Here is a 17,096-nt window from a genome sequence, read left to right as displayed (position 1 = left end):
CAAACACACAAAGGGGAACTCGAAAATGACCGAATTCACGAAGCGTCCCGACGGCCTTATCGTTCCGGCCGGCATCAACCGCCGCGGCTTCCTCGCGGGCACCGCAGCACTCGGCATCGCCGCCGGCCTCGGTAGCTTGCCGGGCAAAGCCCAGGCACAGGAGCCGAAACGCGGCGGCCACTTGAAGCTCGGCCTCAAGGGAGGCGCGACAACCGATTCCCTGGATCCCGCCGCCTATACCGGCTCCGTCTCCTTCGTGATCGGCCATCTCTGGGGCGACAAGCTCGTCGAATCCGATCCGGTGACCGGCGCGCCCCTGCCCTCGATCGCTTCTTCCTGGGAGCCTTCCGCGGATGCTTCGGTGTGGACCTTCAAGATCCGCAACGACATCTCCTTCCATGACGGACGCAAGCTGACGGTGGCGGACGTCGTCGCGACGCTGAAGCGCCATTCCGACGAGGGTTCGAAATCGGGTGCGCTAGGCCTCATGCGCTCGATCAAGACGATCGAGGAAAAGGCCGGCGATCTCGTTCTGACGCTCTCGGAAGGCAATGCCGACCTGCCGCTGCTTCTCACCGATTACCACCTGATCATCCAGCCGGGCGGCGGCGTCGAAAATCCTGCCTCGCCGATCGGAACGGGTCCATACAAGCTCGTAAGCTACGAGGCCGGCATCCGCGCCACCTTTGAAAAGAACGCAGCCGACTGGCGCTCGGACCGCGGCTATGTCGACAGCGTCGAGATCATCGTCATGAACGACAACTCGGCGCGCATCGCGGCCCTTTCCTCCGGCCAGGTGCACTTCATCAACAACGTGGATCCGAAAACCGTATCGCTTCTCAAGCGTGCGCCGCGCGTCCAGATCCTCCAGACGCCAGGCAAGGGCTTCTACAGCTTCCTGATGCATTGCGACACGGCGCCCTTCGACAACAACGACCTCAGGATGGCGCTGAAATACGCGATCGATCGGCAGGCCATCCTGGACCGGGCTGTCGGCGGTTACGGCAAGCTCGGTAACGATTACCCGGTCAACGAGAACTACGCGCTCGCGCCGGAGGGAATCGAACAGCGCGTCTATGACCCGGACAAGGCTGCATTCCATTACAAGAAATCCGGTCATGACCGGCCGATCCTGCTGCGCACTTCCGACGCCGCCTTCCCGGGCGCCGTCGATGCGGCGGTTCTCTTCCAGGAAAGCGCCAAGAAGGCCGGCATCGAGCTTGAAGTCCGGCGTGAACCGGAGGACGGCTACTGGACCAATGTCTGGAACGTCCAGCCCTTCTGCGCCTCCTACTGGGGCGGCCGCCCGACGCAGGATTCCCGTTACTCGACCTCGTATCTCTCCAGCGCCGAGTGGAACGACACGCGCTTCAAGCGGAAGGATTTCGACAAACTCCTGCTCCAGGCAAGGTCCGAGCTTGACGACGCCAAGCGCAAGGAACTCTATCATACGATGGCGATTATGGTGCGCGACGAAGGCGGCCTGATCCTGCCCGTCTTCAACGACTACGTGAACGCCGCCTCCGCCTCGCTGAAGGGCTTCGTGCACGATATCGGCAACGACCTTTCGAACGGCTATGTCGGAAGCCGCGTCTGGTTCGAAAGCTAAAGCATTTTGCAGTCAGGTGGAATCACCTGACGTCGCACAAATGCAGCAATTCAAAGTGCTACAGCGAGCTTTGCGCGTCCGATTGGACGCGCGGCGCTGCAAAGCGGGATGAAGAAAAAGATGCGGGCGGTTTTCCGCCCGCATCCCGCATCTCAATAGTCAGGCATGGAAGGTAGACAAGGTGGCCGATCGCAATTTCACCGTCATCGAGAACGAATGGATCACGCTCAAGGACGGGACGCGGCTTGCCGCGCGCATCTGGATGCCCGAAGGCACGGAGCAGAACCCGGTGCCGGCCGTGCTCGAATATCTGCCCTATCGCAAGCGCGACGGCACCTGTGCACGCGACGAATCCACCTATCCGGTCTTCGCGGCTGCCGGCATCGCCGGCGTGCGCGTCGACATCCGAGGCTCAGGCGAATCCGATGGCGTGATCGACGGCGAATACACGCCGCGCGAACTTTCCGATGGGTGCGAGATCATCGAATGGATCGCGTCGCAGCCTTGGTCCAACGGCAAGGTCGGCATGATGGGCATTTCCTGGGGTGGCTTCAACTGCCTGCAGGTGGCCGCCCTCAAGCCGCCGGCACTGAAGGCGGTCATCTCGATCGCGTCAACCGTCGATCGCTACAATGACGACATCCATTACAAGAACGGCTGCCATCTCTCGGCGCAGCTCTCCTGGGCGGCGACCATGCTCGCCTATCAATCGCGTTCTCCGGATCCGGTGCTCGTCGGTGAACAATGGAAGGAGATGTGGCTGGAGCGGCTGGAGAATGAGGCCTTCTTCATGGAGGAGTGGCTCGAACACCAGCGCCGCGACGATTTCTGGCGCCACGGCTCGATCTCGGAGAATTTCGACGGATTCCCGATCCCCGCCCTGGTGATCGCCGGTTGGGCGGACGGCTATCGCAATACCCCGATCAAGGCTGTCGAGGGCCTCGGCGGCAAGGCAAAGGCGCTAATCGGTCCCTGGGTTCATAAATACCCGCATTTCGCCTGGCCGAAGCCGCGTGCCGATTTCCACAGCGAGGCGATCCGCTGGTGGAACCGCTGGCTGAGGGACGAGAAAAACGACGCAGAACAGCTGCCGCAAATGCGCGCCTACATCCTCGATGGTCCGAGCCCTGCGCTCAGACGAAACGAGGATCCGGGGCGATGGATCGGCAAGGACGTCTGGACCTCGCCGGAAATGCGCAACTTTGCGATCGCGGGCGACGGCAGTCTGACCGCCGGAGCTTCTTCGGCGAAGGGCGTCGGCGACGTCTACCTCCGCTCACCGCTCGACACCGGCACGGCTGCCGGCGAATATTTTACGCTGAAGCCGGATGCCGAAATGGCAGGCGACCAGCGCATGGATGACGCCGGGTCCCTCACCTTCGAAACGCACCCGCTTCTCGAAGCGCAGGATTATCTCGGACAGCCGGTCCTCAGTCTCGATGTAGCCTGCGGCGCCGACACCGCCAACCTCGTCGCACGCCTCGTCGATGTCCATCCCGACGGCACGGCGACGCGCGTCGCCTTCGGCGTCCTCAATCTCGCCCATCGCAACGGCAATGCGAAGCCGATACCGATGGAGAAGAACCACAAGGCGCGTGTGGCGCTGGTGCTCGACGCCTGCGGCTATCGTTTCCGCGCCGGTCACCGCATCCGCCTGTCGCTCTCGACGTCCTACTGGCCGATGATCCTGCCGCCGCCGACCGATCCGGGCCTGACAATCGACACCGCCACCCTTTCGCTGTCGCTGCCACTCCTGGGCGACCATCGCGAAATCGTCGTGCCGCAGCCCGCAAACCCGAACCCGCTGCCGCACTACATCGAGCATTCGCCGGGGAAAACGCGCCGCACCGTCGAGCGCGACATGACGAAGGGATTGACTCACTATCGGATCTACGAGGACACCGGGCTTTCCGAACATCCGGACACCGGCTATGCCACCCAGGATATCCGCGACGAGACCTGGTCCATCGCGCCTGGCGACCCGCATTCGATGACGGGCCTTTCCACCTGGACCTGCGTCGCGCGCCGCGACGACTGGTCGGTCAGGACGGTTTCGACGTCACGTTTGGCCTGTACGCAGACGGAGTGGATCACGTCGGCAAAAGTCGAGGCTTTCGAGGGCGAACAGAAAATTTTCGAGAAGAGCTTCGAAAAGCGCATCAAGCGGGACTTCATGTAGGCGGCGGGTTTCCGAGTGGGTCAACAGCCGCTCATCCGGCCTGCCGATACGGCTATCGCCTCCCCGCGGGGAGAGGGTTAGGGTGAGAGGCAAGCTCAGAGCTTAATGCCCGCAATACCTCGACCGCTCGCTCCGCGTCGGCCGCCGGAACAAAGATGTGGTCGTGGTAATAGGCCGCGACGACATTGGCGCTGATGCCCGCTCGCGTCAGCGCGCCGGAAACCGCAGCCGTCAAACCCACGGCTTCCAGCGCGGAATGCACGCTGAGCGTGATAAGACGCAGAACCGGGCCGTAGGAGAGCCCGGCCGCTTCCGCCTGCGGTCGTTCGAGAATGAGCGTCAGGCCCTCGACCTCGCGGAAGGTGCCGATCGGCTCCAGTGCAAACCACGACGGCGCGTCGCCTTGAACCGCGCAGTAGACATATTCGCCTTCCCGCAGGATCGGGTTCATCTCCGCCAACAGGCGGGCTAGATCGGTCTCTCCGCTCACGCTTACCCCTCACCTTGTCCCGAGCAGCCGCGCCACGCCATGGACAAGGTGGCGAAAGCCCTCTTCCGCGCCCGGGCTCATGTGCCGGGCTCTCAGCCATGCATGGATCATCTGCGGTTCTTCCCGGTAAGTAACGCCGACGCCAGTCTGCGCGAGCCGCGCCGCGTAATTCCGCGCGTCATCCCGCAGGGGATCGAAGTTCGCCGCCGTGATATAGGCCGGCGGCAACGCGGAAAGATCGCTCGCCTTCAGCGGATAGGCGAAAGGATTATCCGCCGGCGCCTTCAGGACCTCACGGTAATAGGCGACGTCCGCCGTCGCAAGGCCGGGCGCCTCCGCCATCTCGACATAGGAACCGCTGACGAGATCGCCGCCAAGAGCCGGATAGATCAGCACCTGACCGACGATACCCGAAAGCCCCTCGGCCCTCGCTTTGAGCACGACCCCGGCCGCGAGGTTGCCACCGGCACTGTCGCCGGCGACAACCAGCGGGCGGCCTCCAGCAAGCAGGCTTCTCAGCACGTCGTAGCAGTCATCGAACGCCGCCGGCCAGACATGTTCGGGCGCAAGCCGATAGTCGACCGAGACGAGTTCCGCCCGCGCCCCATGCGCAAGCTCGGCGCAGATCGCATCATGGCTGTCGAGCGAGCCTACGACGAAACCGCCGCCATGGATGTAGAAGATCCGCGATTCGGTGGCGACCTCCGCCGGACGATAGCGCCGCACCGGGATCCGCCCGGCCAAGCGCTCGTCCTGCCGTGTCAGTCCCGCCGGAGAGGGTGCGTCGAACTCGGCGCAAAGCGCGTCGTACCACTGGCGCTGTTGCTCGATTGATGCGTTTACAGCATCGGCGGGATAGAACGCTTCGCAGCGTTCATGAAAGGCGAGAATGCCCGGCTCGGTCGGCATTGGTCGCGGTATTTTCGAATCCATCCTGCCCTCCCGACTGCATGTTTCCTTAGATCGTTGCCGATTTTAGGAAAAAAACATGCAGCAATTCAAAGTGCTACAGCGACCTTTGAGTCTGAAAAGAAGCACGGCGCTGTAGAAGAGAGCTTACCATCGGCGTTGTCCGACGCACGACAAAATGCGGCAGGGCACGGCGCAGCCGTTTCGCCTCGCTTGCCTTCGGGTCCCCGACCGGTGTTAAGTCCGATCATGGCATTCACACTCCGGCAGTTGCAGTACTTCATCGCCGTCGCCGAACAGGGCTCTGTTACCCGCGCGGCGCAAAATCTGTCGATCTCGCAGTCCTCGATCACCGAAGCGATCAAGGAACTTGAAACCGACCTCGGCGTCGAACTCTTCGATCGCCATCCGCGCGGCCTGTCGATCACCCATAACGGCCATCAGTTCCTTCGCCACGCGACGAAGATCCTCGCCGACGTCTCCGATGCGCGGCGCAGCTTTTCCGACAACCGCGAGGAACTTGGAGGCAAGCTCAATCTCGGCGTTACCTCGCTCGTCGCCGGTTATGTGCTCTCTGACCTGCTGGCGCGCTATCGGCGCGCCTGCCCTGGGGTCGAAGTGAGCGCCATAGAGGACAATGGCTCTTATCTCGAGCATCTGCTGATCGGCGGCGAGCTCGACGTCGCGGTCATGGTGATCTCTAACCTGCGCGACCGCATGGCGCTGCAGGCGGAAATCCTCGAAACCTCGCCCTATCGCCTCTGGCTGCCGATCGGCCATCCGCTGGTGAGCGCCGACATCATCTCGGTCGACGACATCGCCAAGGAGCCGCTGATCATGCTGACGGTGGACGAGATCGAGGAGAATACCGGCAAGCTCCTGACGGCGCTCGGCGCCCGCCCGCATGTTGCGTTCCGCACGCGCTCGGTCGAAGCGGTCAGAAGCCTGGTCGCCACCGGCGCCGGCATCGCCCTGCTTCCGGATCTCGTCTACCGCCCCTGGTCGCTCGAAGGCGACCGGATCGAGAGCCGCGACGTCTCCGGCGCGCTGCCGGTCGTGCAGGTCGGCATGGTCTGGCGCAAGGGCTCGAGCCTGCCGCAATCGGCACGCGATTTCGTCGGCATCGCGGAAGCCCTGCGCAGCGCCCGCCCCCGTTGAGCTTGAATAAGCGCTCCGCGCTTCTCACTGGAAGATATCGGAAAAACCGATAACGCCATTCTGTTTAATGAATTTGCGAATACGGAGAAATCAAGGCACGCTTCGATCGGGAACAAAGCTGCGGAACGCGGCGTAAATGGGGAGACTTCCGATGAAGCAGATGTTGAAATCCTGCACGGCGCTTACTCTTTCGCTGGGCCTCGTCGCCCCTGCGCTCGCGCAGGAGCCGCTGAAGGAATTGGGCAAGGGCGAAGGCGAACTGTCGATCGTCGCCTGGGCCGGCTATATCGAGCGCGGCGAAACCGACAAGAACTACGACTGGGTCACCGACTTCGAGAAAAAGACGGGCTGCAAGGTCAGCGTCAAGACCGCCGCCACCTCGGATGAAATGGTCGCGCTGATGAACGAAGGCGGCTTCGACCTCGTCACTGCTTCCGGCGACGCTTCCCTCCGCCTCGTGGCCGGCAAGCGCGTCCAGCCGATCAACACCGACCTCATCCCGAGCTGGAAGACGATCGACGAGCGCATGCAGAATGCGCCATGGCACACGGTCAACGGCGTCCACTACGGCACCCCCTATGTCTGGGGTCCGAACGTGCTGATGTACAACAAGGAAGCCTTCAAGGGCGAAGCGCCGAAGAGCTGGAACGTCGTCTTCGAGGAAATGACGCTGCCCGACGGCAAGTCCAACAAGGGCCGCGTCCAGGCCTATGACGGTCCGATCCATGTCGCCGACGCCGCCAATTACCTGATGGCGCACAAGCCCGAACTCGGCATCAAGGATCCTTACGAGCTCAACGAAGATCAGTACAAAGCCGCGCTTGACCTGCTTCGCACCCAACGCACCCTCGTCGGCCGCTACTGGCACGACGCGATGATCCAGATCGACGACTTCAAGAACGAAGGCGTCGTCGCTTCCGGCTCCTGGCCGTTCCAGGTCAACCTGATGGAAGCCGAGAAGCTTCCGATCGCCTCGGTCATCCCGGAAGAAGGGGTAACGGGCTGGGCCGATACGACCATGCTGCATGCCGACAGCGAGCATCCAAACTGCGCCTACATGTGGATGGAACACACCCTTTCGCCGAAGGTGCAGGGCGACGTTTCCGCCTGGTTCGGCGCGAACCCCTCGGTCGGCGCCGCCTGCAAGGGCAATGATCTCCTGACCGACGCCGGCTGCAAGACCAACGGCTACGACGACTTCGAAAAGGTTAAGTTCTGGAAGACGCCGGTGACGAAGTGCGAAAGCCAGGGCGAATGCGTGCCCTATCACCGCTGGGTTTCGGACTATATCGGCGTGATCGGCGGGCGGTAAGCCTCCGCTTCCGCATCGCAAGCATTTGCCCCTCACCCCAACCCTCTCCCCGCTAGCGGGGAGAGGGAACGCCTCCGGCAAAGCCGCGGTGTAAATCTTGGGCGAGGCGCCAGTTGCGTCCCTTCACCCCGCCTGCGGGCGAAGGTGCCGGCAGGCGGATGAGGGGCCAGATCCCGGAGTATCGCAATGACCACCGCCGTCCTCTTCGACAATGTTTCCCGCTACTTCGGCGCGGTCCGCGCCGTCGACCGCGTGAACCTCGACATCGTCGAGGGCGAATTCTTCGCCATGCTCGGACCTTCAGGCTCCGGTAAGACCACATGCCTCCGGCTGATGGCCGGCTTCGAGCAGCCGACCGGCGGTCATATCGAAATCTTCGGCGAGACGGCCGAGGGCGTGCCGCCCTATCGGCGCAGCGTCAACACCGTGTTCCAGGACTACGCCCTCTTCCCGCACCTCTCGATCCTCGACAATGTTGCCTACGGCCTGATGGTCAAGGGCGCCGGCCGCGAGGAACGCCGCAAGGCCGCCGAGGATGCTCTCGCGATGGTCAAGCTGCCGGGCTATGGCACGCGCCGGCCCGGCCAGCTCTCCGGCGGCCAGCGCCAGCGCGTGGCCCTTGCCCGCGCGCTCGTCAACAAGCCCAAGGTGCTGCTCCTCGACGAGCCGCTTGGAGCGCTCGATCTGAAGCTCCGCGAACAGATGCAGGAAGAACTGAAGAGCCTGCAGAAATCGCTCGGTATCACCTTCGTCTTCGTCACCCACGATCAGGGCGAGGCGCTCTCGATGGCCGATCGCATCGCGGTCTTCAACGAGGGCCGGATCCAGCAGCTCGGCAGGCCGGAAGAGGTCTATAACCAGCCGAAGACCCGCTTCGTCGCCGATTTCGTCGGCTCGTCCAACGTCCTCTCGACGAAGCTCTGCCAAAGGCTTGGGGTGAAGGCGGCCTTCGCCAGTCTGCGGCCGGAAGCGATCGCGCTCGCGGCCCCGAGCAACGGCGCGCTCAGCCTCGCCGGGACCATCGCCGGCCAAAGCTTCCTTGGCGCGACGAACCGAGTCGTCGTCGATGTCGATGGCGCGCGTATCGCTGTGGCATCCCCCGCCGCACACGTGGTCCCGGCCATCGGCAGCCCGGTCACGATCAGCTTCGCCGCGCGCGACCTTCACCCGATGGAGGACGCATGACCATCGTCGCCGAAAGCATCATCCTCCCGGAACGCCGCGGCGCGGCCGGCCGTCTCTCGGATTTCTTCTGGAGGCACCCGTATGCGCTCCTCGCGATGCTGCTCGGCCCGCCGCTCCTTTGGCTGGGTGTCGTCTATCTCGGCTCGCTCTTCGCGCTGTTGATGCAGAGCTTTTTCTCGATCGACGATTTCTCCGGCCTCATCAATTACGAATTCACGCTCGCCACATACCGGCAACTCCTCAGCGAGACCAATCTCGACATCATCATCCGCACCGTCACAATGGCCGCGGTGGTGACGCTCGTCTCCGCGCTCATCGCCTTCCCGATCGCCTATTATGCGGCCCGCTATGCGCGCGGAAAATGGAAGGTGCTGTTCTATCTCGGCGTCATGCTGCCGCTCTGGTCGAGCTATCTGGTCAAGATCTATGCGTGGAAGCTGATCCTCGCCAAGGAAGGCATTCTCAACTGGTTCTTCGAGAAGCTTAATCTCCTCTGGCTGCTCGATGCATGGCTCGCGCTTCCGGTCGTCGGCGGCAATTCGCTGTCGGTCAGCTACACCGGCACCTTCATCGTCTTCGTCTATGTCTGGATGCCCTTCATGATCCTGCCGATCCAGGCGGCGCTGGAGCGGGTGCCGATAAACCTGATCGAAGCGTCGTCGGATCTCGGCGGCACGCCGGCCCAGACCTTCCGCCACGTGCTCTTTCCGCTGGCGCTGCCGGGCATCGTCGCCGGATCGATCTTCACCTTCTCGCTGACGCTCGGCGACTACATCATTCCGCAGATCATCGGCTCGTCGCGGCTCTTCATAGGCCAGGCGGTCTATGCCCAGCAGGGCACCGCCGGCAACATCCCGCTCGCCGCCGCCTTCACGGTCGTGCCGATCGTCATCATGGGCCTCTATCTCTGGATGGCCAAACGCATGGGGGCTTTCGATGCGCTCTGAGAAATCGAACCGCGCTCCCCTGGGCCTGAAGGTCGCGGCGGCAGCCGGCCTGGCCTTCATGCATCTGCCGATCCTCCTGATCTTCCTCTACGCTTTCACGACCGAGGAGAAGAGCTACCAGTTCCCGCCGCCGGGACTGACGGCGCAATGGTTTGCCGTCGCCTGGAACCGGCCCGACGTGTGGGCGGCGCTGACGCTCTCGGTGAAGGTCGCCTCGATCGCGACGGCCACGGCTCTGGTGCTCGGCACGCTCTGTGCCGCCGCCGTCAGCCAGACCCGCTTCTTCGGCCGCGAGACGATTTCGCTGCTCGTCATCCTGCCAATTGCGCTTCCTGGCATCATCACCGGCATCGCGCTGCGTTCCGCCTTCTCGATGGCGGACATCCCGTTTTCCTTCTGGACCATCGTCCTCGGCCACGCGACCTTCTGTATCGTCGTCGTCTACAACAATGCTGTCGCCCGCTTCCGGCGGATCTCCGGCTCGCTGATCGAGGCCTCGATGGATCTCGGCGCCGACGGCTTCCAGACGTTCCGCCACGTGATCCTGCCGAACATCGGCACGGCGCTGCTTGCCGGCGGCATGCTTGCCTTCGCGCTTTCCTTCGATGAGGTGATCGTCACGACCTTTACCGCCGGGCAGCAATCGACCCTGCCGATCTGGATGCTGGAGGAGTTGATCCGCCCGCGTCAGCGTCCGGTGACCAATGTCGTCGCCATGATCGTGGTCGTCGTCACCTTCCTGCCGATCCTCGGCGCCTATTACCTGACGCGCGACGGCGACCAGATCGCCGGCGCCGGCAAATGACATCGAACGTAAAGGGAGAACAGACATGGACACCCAACTCTTGATCGGATCGCGCTTCGAAGCCGGAACCGAGGTCGAGGAGCACATCCTGAACCCGAGGACGGGCGCCAAGATCATCGATGTCGCGGAGGCTTCCCATGCGCAGCTCGACGTCGCCGTCGACGCGGCCGAGCGCGCCTTCGTCGCCTGGTCGCAGACGGCGCCCGCCGAGCGCTCGAACTACCTCCTGAAGATCGCCGATGCGATCGAGAAGAATGCCGACGGTTTCGCCGCGCTGGAGGCGCTGAACTGCGGCAAGCCGATCAACGCCGTAAAGAACGACGAATTGCCGGCGATCATCGACTGCTGGCGCTTCTTCGCCGGCGCGGTGCGCAACCTGCATGCCCCGGCGGCGGGTGAATACCTGCCGGGCCACACCTCGATGATCCGCCGCGACCCGATCGGCATCGTCGGCTCGATCGCGCCCTGGAACTACCCGCTGATGATGATGGCCTGGAAGCTGGCGCCCGCCATCGGCGGCGGCAATACGGTGGTCTTCAAGCCTTCCGAACAGACGCCGCTGACGGCGCTGAAGCTCGCGCGGCTGCTGGCGGAGATCCTGCCCGAAGGCGTCGTCAACGTCGTTACCGGCCGCGGCGAAACAGTCGGCAATACGCTCATCAACCATCCGAAGATCTCGATGGTCTCGATCACCGGCGACATCGCAACCGGCAAGAAGGTGCTCGCCGCGGCCGCCAAGACGGTGAAGCGTACCCATCTCGAGCTCGGCGGCAAGGCGCCGGTCATCGTCTATGACGACGCGGATCTGGAAGCTGTTGTGAACGGCATCCGCACCTTCGGATATTATAATGCAGGCCAGGACTGCACGGCCGCCTGCCGCATCTATGCGGAAGCCGGCATCTACGAGAAGTTCGTTGCCGACCTGACGTCCGCCGTCTCGACGATCCGCTACAACCTTGACGAAGATACGGAAAACGAGATCGGTCCGCTGATCTCCAAGCGCCAGCGCGATCGCGTCGCGAGCTTTGTCGAACGGGCGGCGGATCAGAAGCACATCGAGATCACCACCGGCGGCGGCGCCGGCAGCAAGGATGGCTTCTTCTTCCAGCCGACCGTCGTCGCCGGCGCCACGCAGGAAGACGAAATCGTCCGCCGCGAGGTGTTCGGGCCGGTCGTTTCCGTCACCCGCTTCACCGGCAACGATGACGCCATCGCCTGGGCGAACGACAGCGACTACGGCCTCGCCTCCTCCGTCTGGACGAAAGACATCACCAAGGCGATGCGGGCGGCCTCCCGACTGCAATACGGCTGCACCTGGATCAACACGCATTTCATGCTGACCAATGAGATGCCGCATGGCGGCGTCAAGCAGTCCGGCTACGGCAAGGACATGTCGGTCTATGCGCTCGAGGATTATACCGCCGTTCGCCACATCATGATTAATCACGGCTGATGCCGATCGGTAGCGACGCCCCTAACCGCTGATCGCTACACATAAGGAGCCGGTTTGCCCTTCGATCGTCGAAAGACGGCCGGAGGGCAATTCTTTTGTCGCCTTGATCGATAGTTCAGCAACGTGAGCCAGCGAGGCTTCGCCGCCGCGCCTGTTGCAGATTTCCCACAAATCCGGAAACATGACTCTTTGAGTCATGAAAGGCTCTTGCGCGAGCAAAAAACATGAGTGAATAGCTCATCTTATAGGATTTCGCTTATCGATCAGAAAGTTGCATCGCATGCCCGCCACGAGAACCCTTCTCCTGCCGCTCGTCCGCGCCGCCCTCGCCGGCACGTCCGCCCTCGCTCTCGTCGCCTCCGCGCAGGCACAGGAACCACAGCAGGAGACGACGTCCAGCGGTGATTCGACTGCGCTCGAAACGCTGGTCGTCAACGGCGGCAGCGGCGGCGTCATCACGGCGGAAGGTTATGTCGGCATCAGCAGCGCCACTGGCGCCAAGGTCGACACGCCCTTTCTTGAAACGCCGCAGTCGATCTCGTCGGTAACGGAACAGCAGTTGAAGGACCGCAACCCGCAGACGCTGCTCGAAACGCTCGCCTATACGCCGGGCACGCGTGTCGGCGCCTACGGCTTCGACCCGCGCTTCGACAGCTTTACCGTGCGTGGTTTCGACGTGACTTATACCGGCGTTTTCCGCGACAACCTGCGTCAGCCGGGTGCGGGCTCATCGCTGTTCAAGACCGAACCCTATGGTCTGGAAGGCGTATCAATCCTGCGCGGCCCCTCTTCGGCCCTCTATGGTGCGTCAGGAGCCGGAGGGCTTTTCAACCTGATCAGCAAGCGTCCAACTGAAGAGACGTTGCGCGAGGTGCAGGTTCAATACGGCAGTCACGATCGTTATCAGGGTCAGTTCGATTTCTCCGGCCCGGTCAATGAAACCGATCCGGTCTATTACCGCCTGACCGGTCTCCTGCGCGATGCCGATACGGAGCAAGTCGGTGTTCCGGACGATCGCGCCTATATCGCGCCCGCCTTCACCTGGAAGCCGGACGAGGACACCAGCCTTACCATTCTCGGTGAGTATTCGCGCACCAAGACCGGCGGCACGGCGGCCTACTACTACGATACCACCACGGGCAAGGTGACGGACTTCTTCGCCGGCAATCCCGCCTTCAACGACTCGATACAGACGCAAGGCCGGGTTGGCTATGAATTCGAGCATCGGTTCAACGACACGTTCGTCTTCCGTCAGAATGCACGCGTGTCCACGCTGAACATCGATGCCGATTGGGCCTTCGCCTATGCGCCTAATGCTGTCGATCCGACGCTTATCGACCGCAGCGCCGGAACGTTCGACGAGCGACTGAACGCCATTGTGATCGACAACCAGCTCGAATCGAACTTCGAAACGGGCGCCCTCGACCACACGCTGCTTACCGGCGTCGACTTCACCAAACTGCGCTGGCGCTCGCTCGACGGTCGCGGCGTCTCGCCGCCGCTCGACACGAAGAACCCCACACGCGGCGATGCCGTCGCTCCGATAGACTTCCAAACGCGCGTCGTACAGGACCAGTGGCAGGTCGGCACCTATCTGCAGGACCAGATCCGCTACGACGCCTGGACGCTGACGATCGGCGGTCGCTACGATTGGGTCTCGTCCGATACAGATACGACCGACCTGCTGACGGACACGCTCACCACAGTGTCTCAGACGGACAAGGAATTCTCCGGCCGCATCGGCTTGACCTATGAGACCGATTTTGGCCTTGCGCCCTATATCAGCTACTCGACGGCCTTCGCGCCGAATGCCGGCCTCAACCTGGAAACGAACCAGCCATTCAAGCCGACGGAAAGCAGCCAGGAGGAAATCGGCGTCAAATGGCTTTTGCCGAACAGCAACACGCTGATCTCCGCCGCCTTGTTCAATATCGACCAGAAGAACGGGCTGTACTACGAGGTCGTCAACCTGCCTTCGGGCCCGGCAAATATCCAGGTGCAGCGCGGCAAGCTGCGCTCGCGCGGCTTCGAGATCGAGGCGAACACGAGCCTCGACAATGGCCTTTCACTTACTGCCGCCTACTCCTACACCGATATGAAGATCATTCAGGGCCCGGCAGGCACGGTCGGGAATTACGTCTCCTCCGTCCCGCGCCACATGGCGGCGATCTGGGCCGACTACACGCTGCCGGAAGATGGTCCGGGTGCCGGGTTGGGCTTCGGCGCAGGCGCTCGGTTCATTGGATCGAGCTACGGCAACGACGCGAACACTATCCGCAATTCCGGGCGTGTCCTTTTCGATGCCGCGGTGCACTACGACTTCGCCGCGCTTGACGAGAAGTACGACGGCCTGCGGCTTCAGGTGAACGCCACCAATCTTTTCGACCGGCGCGAGCCCGTCTGCTCGGCCGGGTTCTGCTATCGCGACCAGGGCCGCACCGTCATCGGCTCGCTGCGCTACAACTGGTAGTACCATGGCAACGGGCGGGCATGCGAGCATGACGGAATCCGGCGGGGCAAAGCTCCTATCGGCGGCCTTTGCCGGTCCCCATGCCTGGTGCAACGAGAAGATGATGCTGGCGGAAGACCTCTCCGACGGCATTCCCCTGACTACGTTTTTCGCGTCGGGCGCCTTCGAGCGAGCGCTTGCGACCTATGCGGAGACCTCGCACGGTACCGACCGGCGTGCCGTCGCGTCCATGTGGTCGCTCTATTATTTCTCCTGTCTCACCATCCCCTATGTCGTCGCGCGGGTGCTGGATCATCAGACACTGCCCGTCGGCTTCGACGAGATGACGGTGGCGCTTTCGGCCGACGGCCTCCCCCGCGCCTTCGGCGTCGCGACGCCCGGCGACTGGCGGGATGACGACCAGCGGGAGATTTTCTCCGTGCTGGCTCCGTTGATGGAAGGACATCTCGCCAGGGTCGTCAGCCATCTGAAGACCGTCGGCGGGATTTCACCCAGGCTCGCCTGGAACAATGCCGCGGTCTATATCGACTATGCGCTCCGCACCGCCGGAACCGAGCCCTTGAGCGATCAGGCCGATGCCATGGTCGGCTGCCGCCTGATGCCGAGCGGCGCGCCCAACCCCTTCTTCGATTGCCTGCGCCACGAGGAAGAGGATGGGACGCGCGTCTGCCGACGCAAGATCTGCTGCCTGCGATACCTTCTCCCCGGCATCCCAAGTTGCGGCAGTCTTTGCGCCCTTCCCAGCCAAAGGAAACAATAGTTGTCTCGCCCTAATTTCCGCTTTGTGACCATCGTCCGGGCCATCGCACTTCTGTCGATGACACTGTTCTGCCTTGCCGCCCGTGCGGATGCCCAATGGCCCATGACCGTCACCGATGCGGTTGGCCGGCAAGTGACGATTCCGGCCCCACCCAAGGCGGTTCTGCTCGGCAGCGGTTTCAATCTTGTCGCCCTTTCGCTCATCCATCCGGATCCCGTAAGCCTCCTCGCCGGCTGGTCGGGTGACATGAAGAACGACAATCCGGAAATCTACGAAAGCTTCGTCCGCAAGTTCCCGAGGCTCGCAGAGGTACCGTTGATCGATGACGGCAGCGGAGCCGGCCTGTCCTTCGAGGCGCTCCTGACGCTCAAGGCCGATCTCGCGATCCTTGCCAATTGGCAAGCCGACACGGAAGCGGGCAAGCGTGCGATCGAATATCTCGAAAACGTCGGCGTGCCGGTGGTCGTCGTGGACTTCAACGGCGACCCCTTGAAGAACACCGCCGGCAACATGCGCCTGCTCGGCAAGATCTTCGAGCGAGAGAAGCAGGCCGAAGATTTCGCCCGCTTCTATGAAGAGCGCATCGCCCGCATTCGCGAACGGGTTGCGAAGCATTCCGAGCCGGGACCGACGGTGCTCATGGAAGCGTTCCCCGGTGCAGCCGCCTGTTGCTGGGCCTATGGCGTCGGCGGCCTCGGCGAATTCGTCAGCATTACCGGCAGCCGTAATATCGTCGAAGGAAAGCTGCCCCGCCCGGGCGGCATGGTCAACGCGGAAGCGATCATGGCCGAAAATCCCGATGTCTACATCGCCACCTCCTCGCCGGGCGGAAAATACAGCGGCTTCTCCATCGGTCCCGGCGTGAAGTCGGAAGATGCCGAGCGGACCCTGGCGGAAGCGGTGACGACGCCGGTGATGACGAGCACCGCAGCGGTCCGCAACGGCCGCGTCCATGGCCTCTGGAATTTCTTCAATGCCGTGCCGCTGAACGTCCTCGCAGCGGAAGCCTTCGCCTCCTGGCTGCGCCCGGACCTTTTTCCGGATGTCGATCCGGCGGCGAGCCTTGCGGAAATCAACACCCGCTTCGCCGCGGTCCCATTCGAGGGCAGCTACTGGATCAGCCTGAAGACGAGAAAATAGCACGGCCTGCGGCCGGAAAAGAGCGCGAAGGCAGCGGCGCCTAGCGCGTTGATTCCAAGGCATCTTGTTCGAGTTCTCTTCCTCCGAGCGGATGCGAGCGCCTGGCAATTGCCAGGTGCGCTCGACGCCATATAAGGTTCCGCGAGGAGGAGCTCCATGCTGTGGTTGATTGTGCTGCTGGTCGCGGTGGCGGTCGTATATCTCGCGGCCCGATACAGCCGCTTTCGCAACCGGGCCGAACTGGTCCTGTCAATCGCCGTCGCCCTCGGCCTGACCATCGCCTTCGTGATCTGGCTGAGCGAGCGCGGCAATCAGCAACCGCCGGCGCCACAGCCAACCCGCCCTGCCGGCCTCACGGCCAACGACGTCGCGCTTGAGGGCGTGAGCTTCGAACGCAACCAGTCCGAGCGGAGCTATCGTGTCCGCGGCACCGTTCGCAACAGCTCCGCTCTCTCGCTTGAATATTTCCGGCTCACCGTCACCCTCGAAGACTGCCCCGGCGGTACCTGCGAGCGGATCGGCGACGACACGGCGCTCATCCTCGTCCGAGTGCCGGGCGGCCAGAGCCGCCCCTTCGAGACGTTCCTCACCTTCCCGTTCCGGGACGGAGAGGCACCCACCGCGCCGAAATGGACCTACGAGATAAGCCAGGTGAGAGGTACGGCGACCCGTTAGCCCT

The 17,096-nt window shown here is 63.0% G+C and carries 14 protein-coding genes; 12 read left to right on the top strand and 2 right to left on the bottom strand.

What is annotated here, in order from left to right:
- The first annotated feature begins 25 nt into the window (after positions 1-25).
- Together ILFOPFJJ_RS06345 and ILFOPFJJ_RS06340 are read left to right on the top strand one after the other, a co-directional pair.
- Positions 26-1,609, top strand: a complete 1,584-nt coding sequence (locus tag ILFOPFJJ_RS06345) for an ABC transporter substrate-binding protein (protein WP_173509679.1) — start codon at positions 26-28, stop codon at positions 1,607-1,609.
- A gap of 181 nt (positions 1,610-1,790) precedes the next feature.
- On the top strand, positions 1,791-3,788 hold the full coding sequence (locus ILFOPFJJ_RS06340; protein WP_173509678.1) for a CocE/NonD family hydrolase: 1,998 nt from the start codon (positions 1,791-1,793) through the stop codon (positions 3,786-3,788).
- A gap of 52 nt (positions 3,789-3,840) precedes the next feature.
- Here the strand turns inward: ILFOPFJJ_RS06340 and ILFOPFJJ_RS06335 are convergent, their stop codons facing one another.
- Positions 3,841-4,278, bottom strand: a complete 438-nt coding sequence (locus ILFOPFJJ_RS06335) for an ACT domain-containing protein (protein WP_173509677.1) — start codon at positions 4,276-4,278, stop codon at positions 3,841-3,843.
- A 9-nt stretch (positions 4,279-4,287) separates the two neighbouring features.
- Positions 4,288-5,211, bottom strand: a complete 924-nt coding sequence (locus ILFOPFJJ_RS06330) for an alpha/beta hydrolase (RefSeq protein WP_173509676.1) — start codon at positions 5,209-5,211, stop codon at positions 4,288-4,290.
- 225 nt (positions 5,212-5,436) lie between these two features.
- Between ILFOPFJJ_RS06330 and ILFOPFJJ_RS06325 the strand changes: the two genes are divergently transcribed.
- The 10 genes from ILFOPFJJ_RS06325 (at position 5,437) to ILFOPFJJ_RS06280 (ending at position 17,092) form a co-directional block, all read left to right on the top strand.
- A complete protein-coding gene (locus ILFOPFJJ_RS06325; RefSeq protein WP_173509675.1) occupies positions 5,437-6,345 on the top strand; it encodes a LysR family transcriptional regulator in 909 nt (302 codons plus the stop codon).
- Between the two features lie 151 nt (positions 6,346-6,496).
- Positions 6,497-7,657 carry an ABC transporter substrate-binding protein gene (locus ILFOPFJJ_RS06320; RefSeq protein WP_173509674.1) on the top strand — a complete coding sequence of 387 codons (1,161 nt, stop codon included), beginning with the start codon at positions 6,497-6,499 and terminating at the stop codon, positions 7,655-7,657.
- A 186-nt stretch (positions 7,658-7,843) separates the two neighbouring features.
- Positions 7,844-8,842, top strand: coding sequence for an ABC transporter ATP-binding protein (locus ILFOPFJJ_RS06315; protein WP_173509673.1), 999 nt, complete (start codon positions 7,844-7,846; stop codon positions 8,840-8,842).
- Complete coding sequence (locus tag ILFOPFJJ_RS06310; protein WP_173509672.1) at positions 8,839-9,789, top strand: ABC transporter permease; 951 nt, start codon at positions 8,839-8,841, stop codon at positions 9,787-9,789. The genes ILFOPFJJ_RS06315 and ILFOPFJJ_RS06310 overlap by 4 nt, the downstream gene beginning before the upstream one ends.
- Complete coding sequence (locus tag ILFOPFJJ_RS06305; protein WP_173509671.1) at positions 9,779-10,594, top strand: ABC transporter permease; 816 nt, start codon at positions 9,779-9,781, stop codon at positions 10,592-10,594. The genes ILFOPFJJ_RS06310 and ILFOPFJJ_RS06305 overlap by 11 nt, the downstream gene beginning before the upstream one ends.
- A 25-nt stretch (positions 10,595-10,619) precedes the next feature.
- Entirely contained in the window at positions 10,620-12,047 is a 1,428-nt protein-coding gene (locus ILFOPFJJ_RS06300) for a gamma-aminobutyraldehyde dehydrogenase (protein WP_173509670.1), read from the top strand.
- Positions 12,048-12,327: 280 nt separating this feature from the next.
- On the top strand, positions 12,328-14,517 hold the full coding sequence (locus ILFOPFJJ_RS06295; RefSeq protein ID WP_173509669.1) for a TonB-dependent siderophore receptor: 2,190 nt from the start codon (positions 12,328-12,330) through the stop codon (positions 14,515-14,517).
- A 4-nt stretch (positions 14,518-14,521) separates the two neighbouring features.
- Positions 14,522-15,277 (top strand): siderophore-iron reductase FhuF, encoded by a 756-nt coding sequence (fhuF, locus tag ILFOPFJJ_RS06290; RefSeq protein WP_173509668.1) that lies wholly within the window; start codon positions 14,522-14,524, stop codon positions 15,275-15,277.
- A gap of 24 nt (positions 15,278-15,301) precedes the next feature.
- Entirely contained in the window at positions 15,302-16,417 is a 1,116-nt protein-coding gene (locus ILFOPFJJ_RS06285) for an ABC transporter substrate-binding protein (RefSeq protein WP_376741395.1), read from the top strand.
- A gap of 156 nt (positions 16,418-16,573) precedes the next feature.
- Entirely contained in the window at positions 16,574-17,092 is a 519-nt protein-coding gene (locus ILFOPFJJ_RS06280) for a hypothetical protein (protein ID WP_173509667.1), read from the top strand.
- The last annotated feature ends 4 nt before the right edge of the window (positions 17,093-17,096 follow it).

This window comes from Sinorhizobium psoraleae (assembly GCF_013283645.1).
Classification (GTDB): domain Bacteria; phylum Pseudomonadota; class Alphaproteobacteria; order Rhizobiales; family Rhizobiaceae; genus Sinorhizobium; species Sinorhizobium psoraleae.
The sequence above is the reverse complement of the archived record's forward strand: the minus strand, read 5'-3'. Positions and strand labels throughout refer to the sequence as shown.

Bases quoted from the DNA above. Each gene is read 5' to 3' on its own strand.
- ILFOPFJJ_RS06320 (WP_173509674.1), top strand. From the start codon at position 6,497: ATGAAGCAGATGTTGAAATCCTGCACGGCGCTTACTCTTTCGCTGGGC.
- ILFOPFJJ_RS06325 (WP_173509675.1), top strand. From the start codon at position 5,437: ATGGCATTCACACTCCGGCAGTTGCAGTACTTCATCGCCGTCGCCGAA.
- ILFOPFJJ_RS06300 (WP_173509670.1), top strand. From the start codon at position 10,620: ATGGACACCCAACTCTTGATCGGATCGCGCTTCGAAGCCGGAACCGAG.
- ILFOPFJJ_RS06330 (WP_173509676.1), bottom strand. From the start codon at position 5,211: ATGGATTCGAAAATACCGCGACCAATGCCGACCGAGCCGGGCATTCTC.
- ILFOPFJJ_RS06315 (WP_173509673.1), top strand. From the start codon at position 7,844: ATGACCACCGCCGTCCTCTTCGACAATGTTTCCCGCTACTTCGGCGCG.
- ILFOPFJJ_RS06295 (WP_173509669.1), top strand. From the start codon at position 12,328: ATGCCCGCCACGAGAACCCTTCTCCTGCCGCTCGTCCGCGCCGCCCTC.
- ILFOPFJJ_RS06280 (WP_173509667.1), top strand. From the start codon at position 16,574: ATGCTGTGGTTGATTGTGCTGCTGGTCGCGGTGGCGGTCGTATATCTC.
- fhuF (WP_173509668.1), top strand. From the start codon at position 14,522: ATGGCAACGGGCGGGCATGCGAGCATGACGGAATCCGGCGGGGCAAAG.
- ILFOPFJJ_RS06305 (WP_173509671.1), top strand. From the start codon at position 9,779: ATGCGCTCTGAGAAATCGAACCGCGCTCCCCTGGGCCTGAAGGTCGCG.
- ILFOPFJJ_RS06310 (WP_173509672.1), top strand. From the start codon at position 8,839: ATGACCATCGTCGCCGAAAGCATCATCCTCCCGGAACGCCGCGGCGCG.
- ILFOPFJJ_RS06345 (WP_173509679.1), top strand. From the start codon at position 26: ATGACCGAATTCACGAAGCGTCCCGACGGCCTTATCGTTCCGGCCGGC.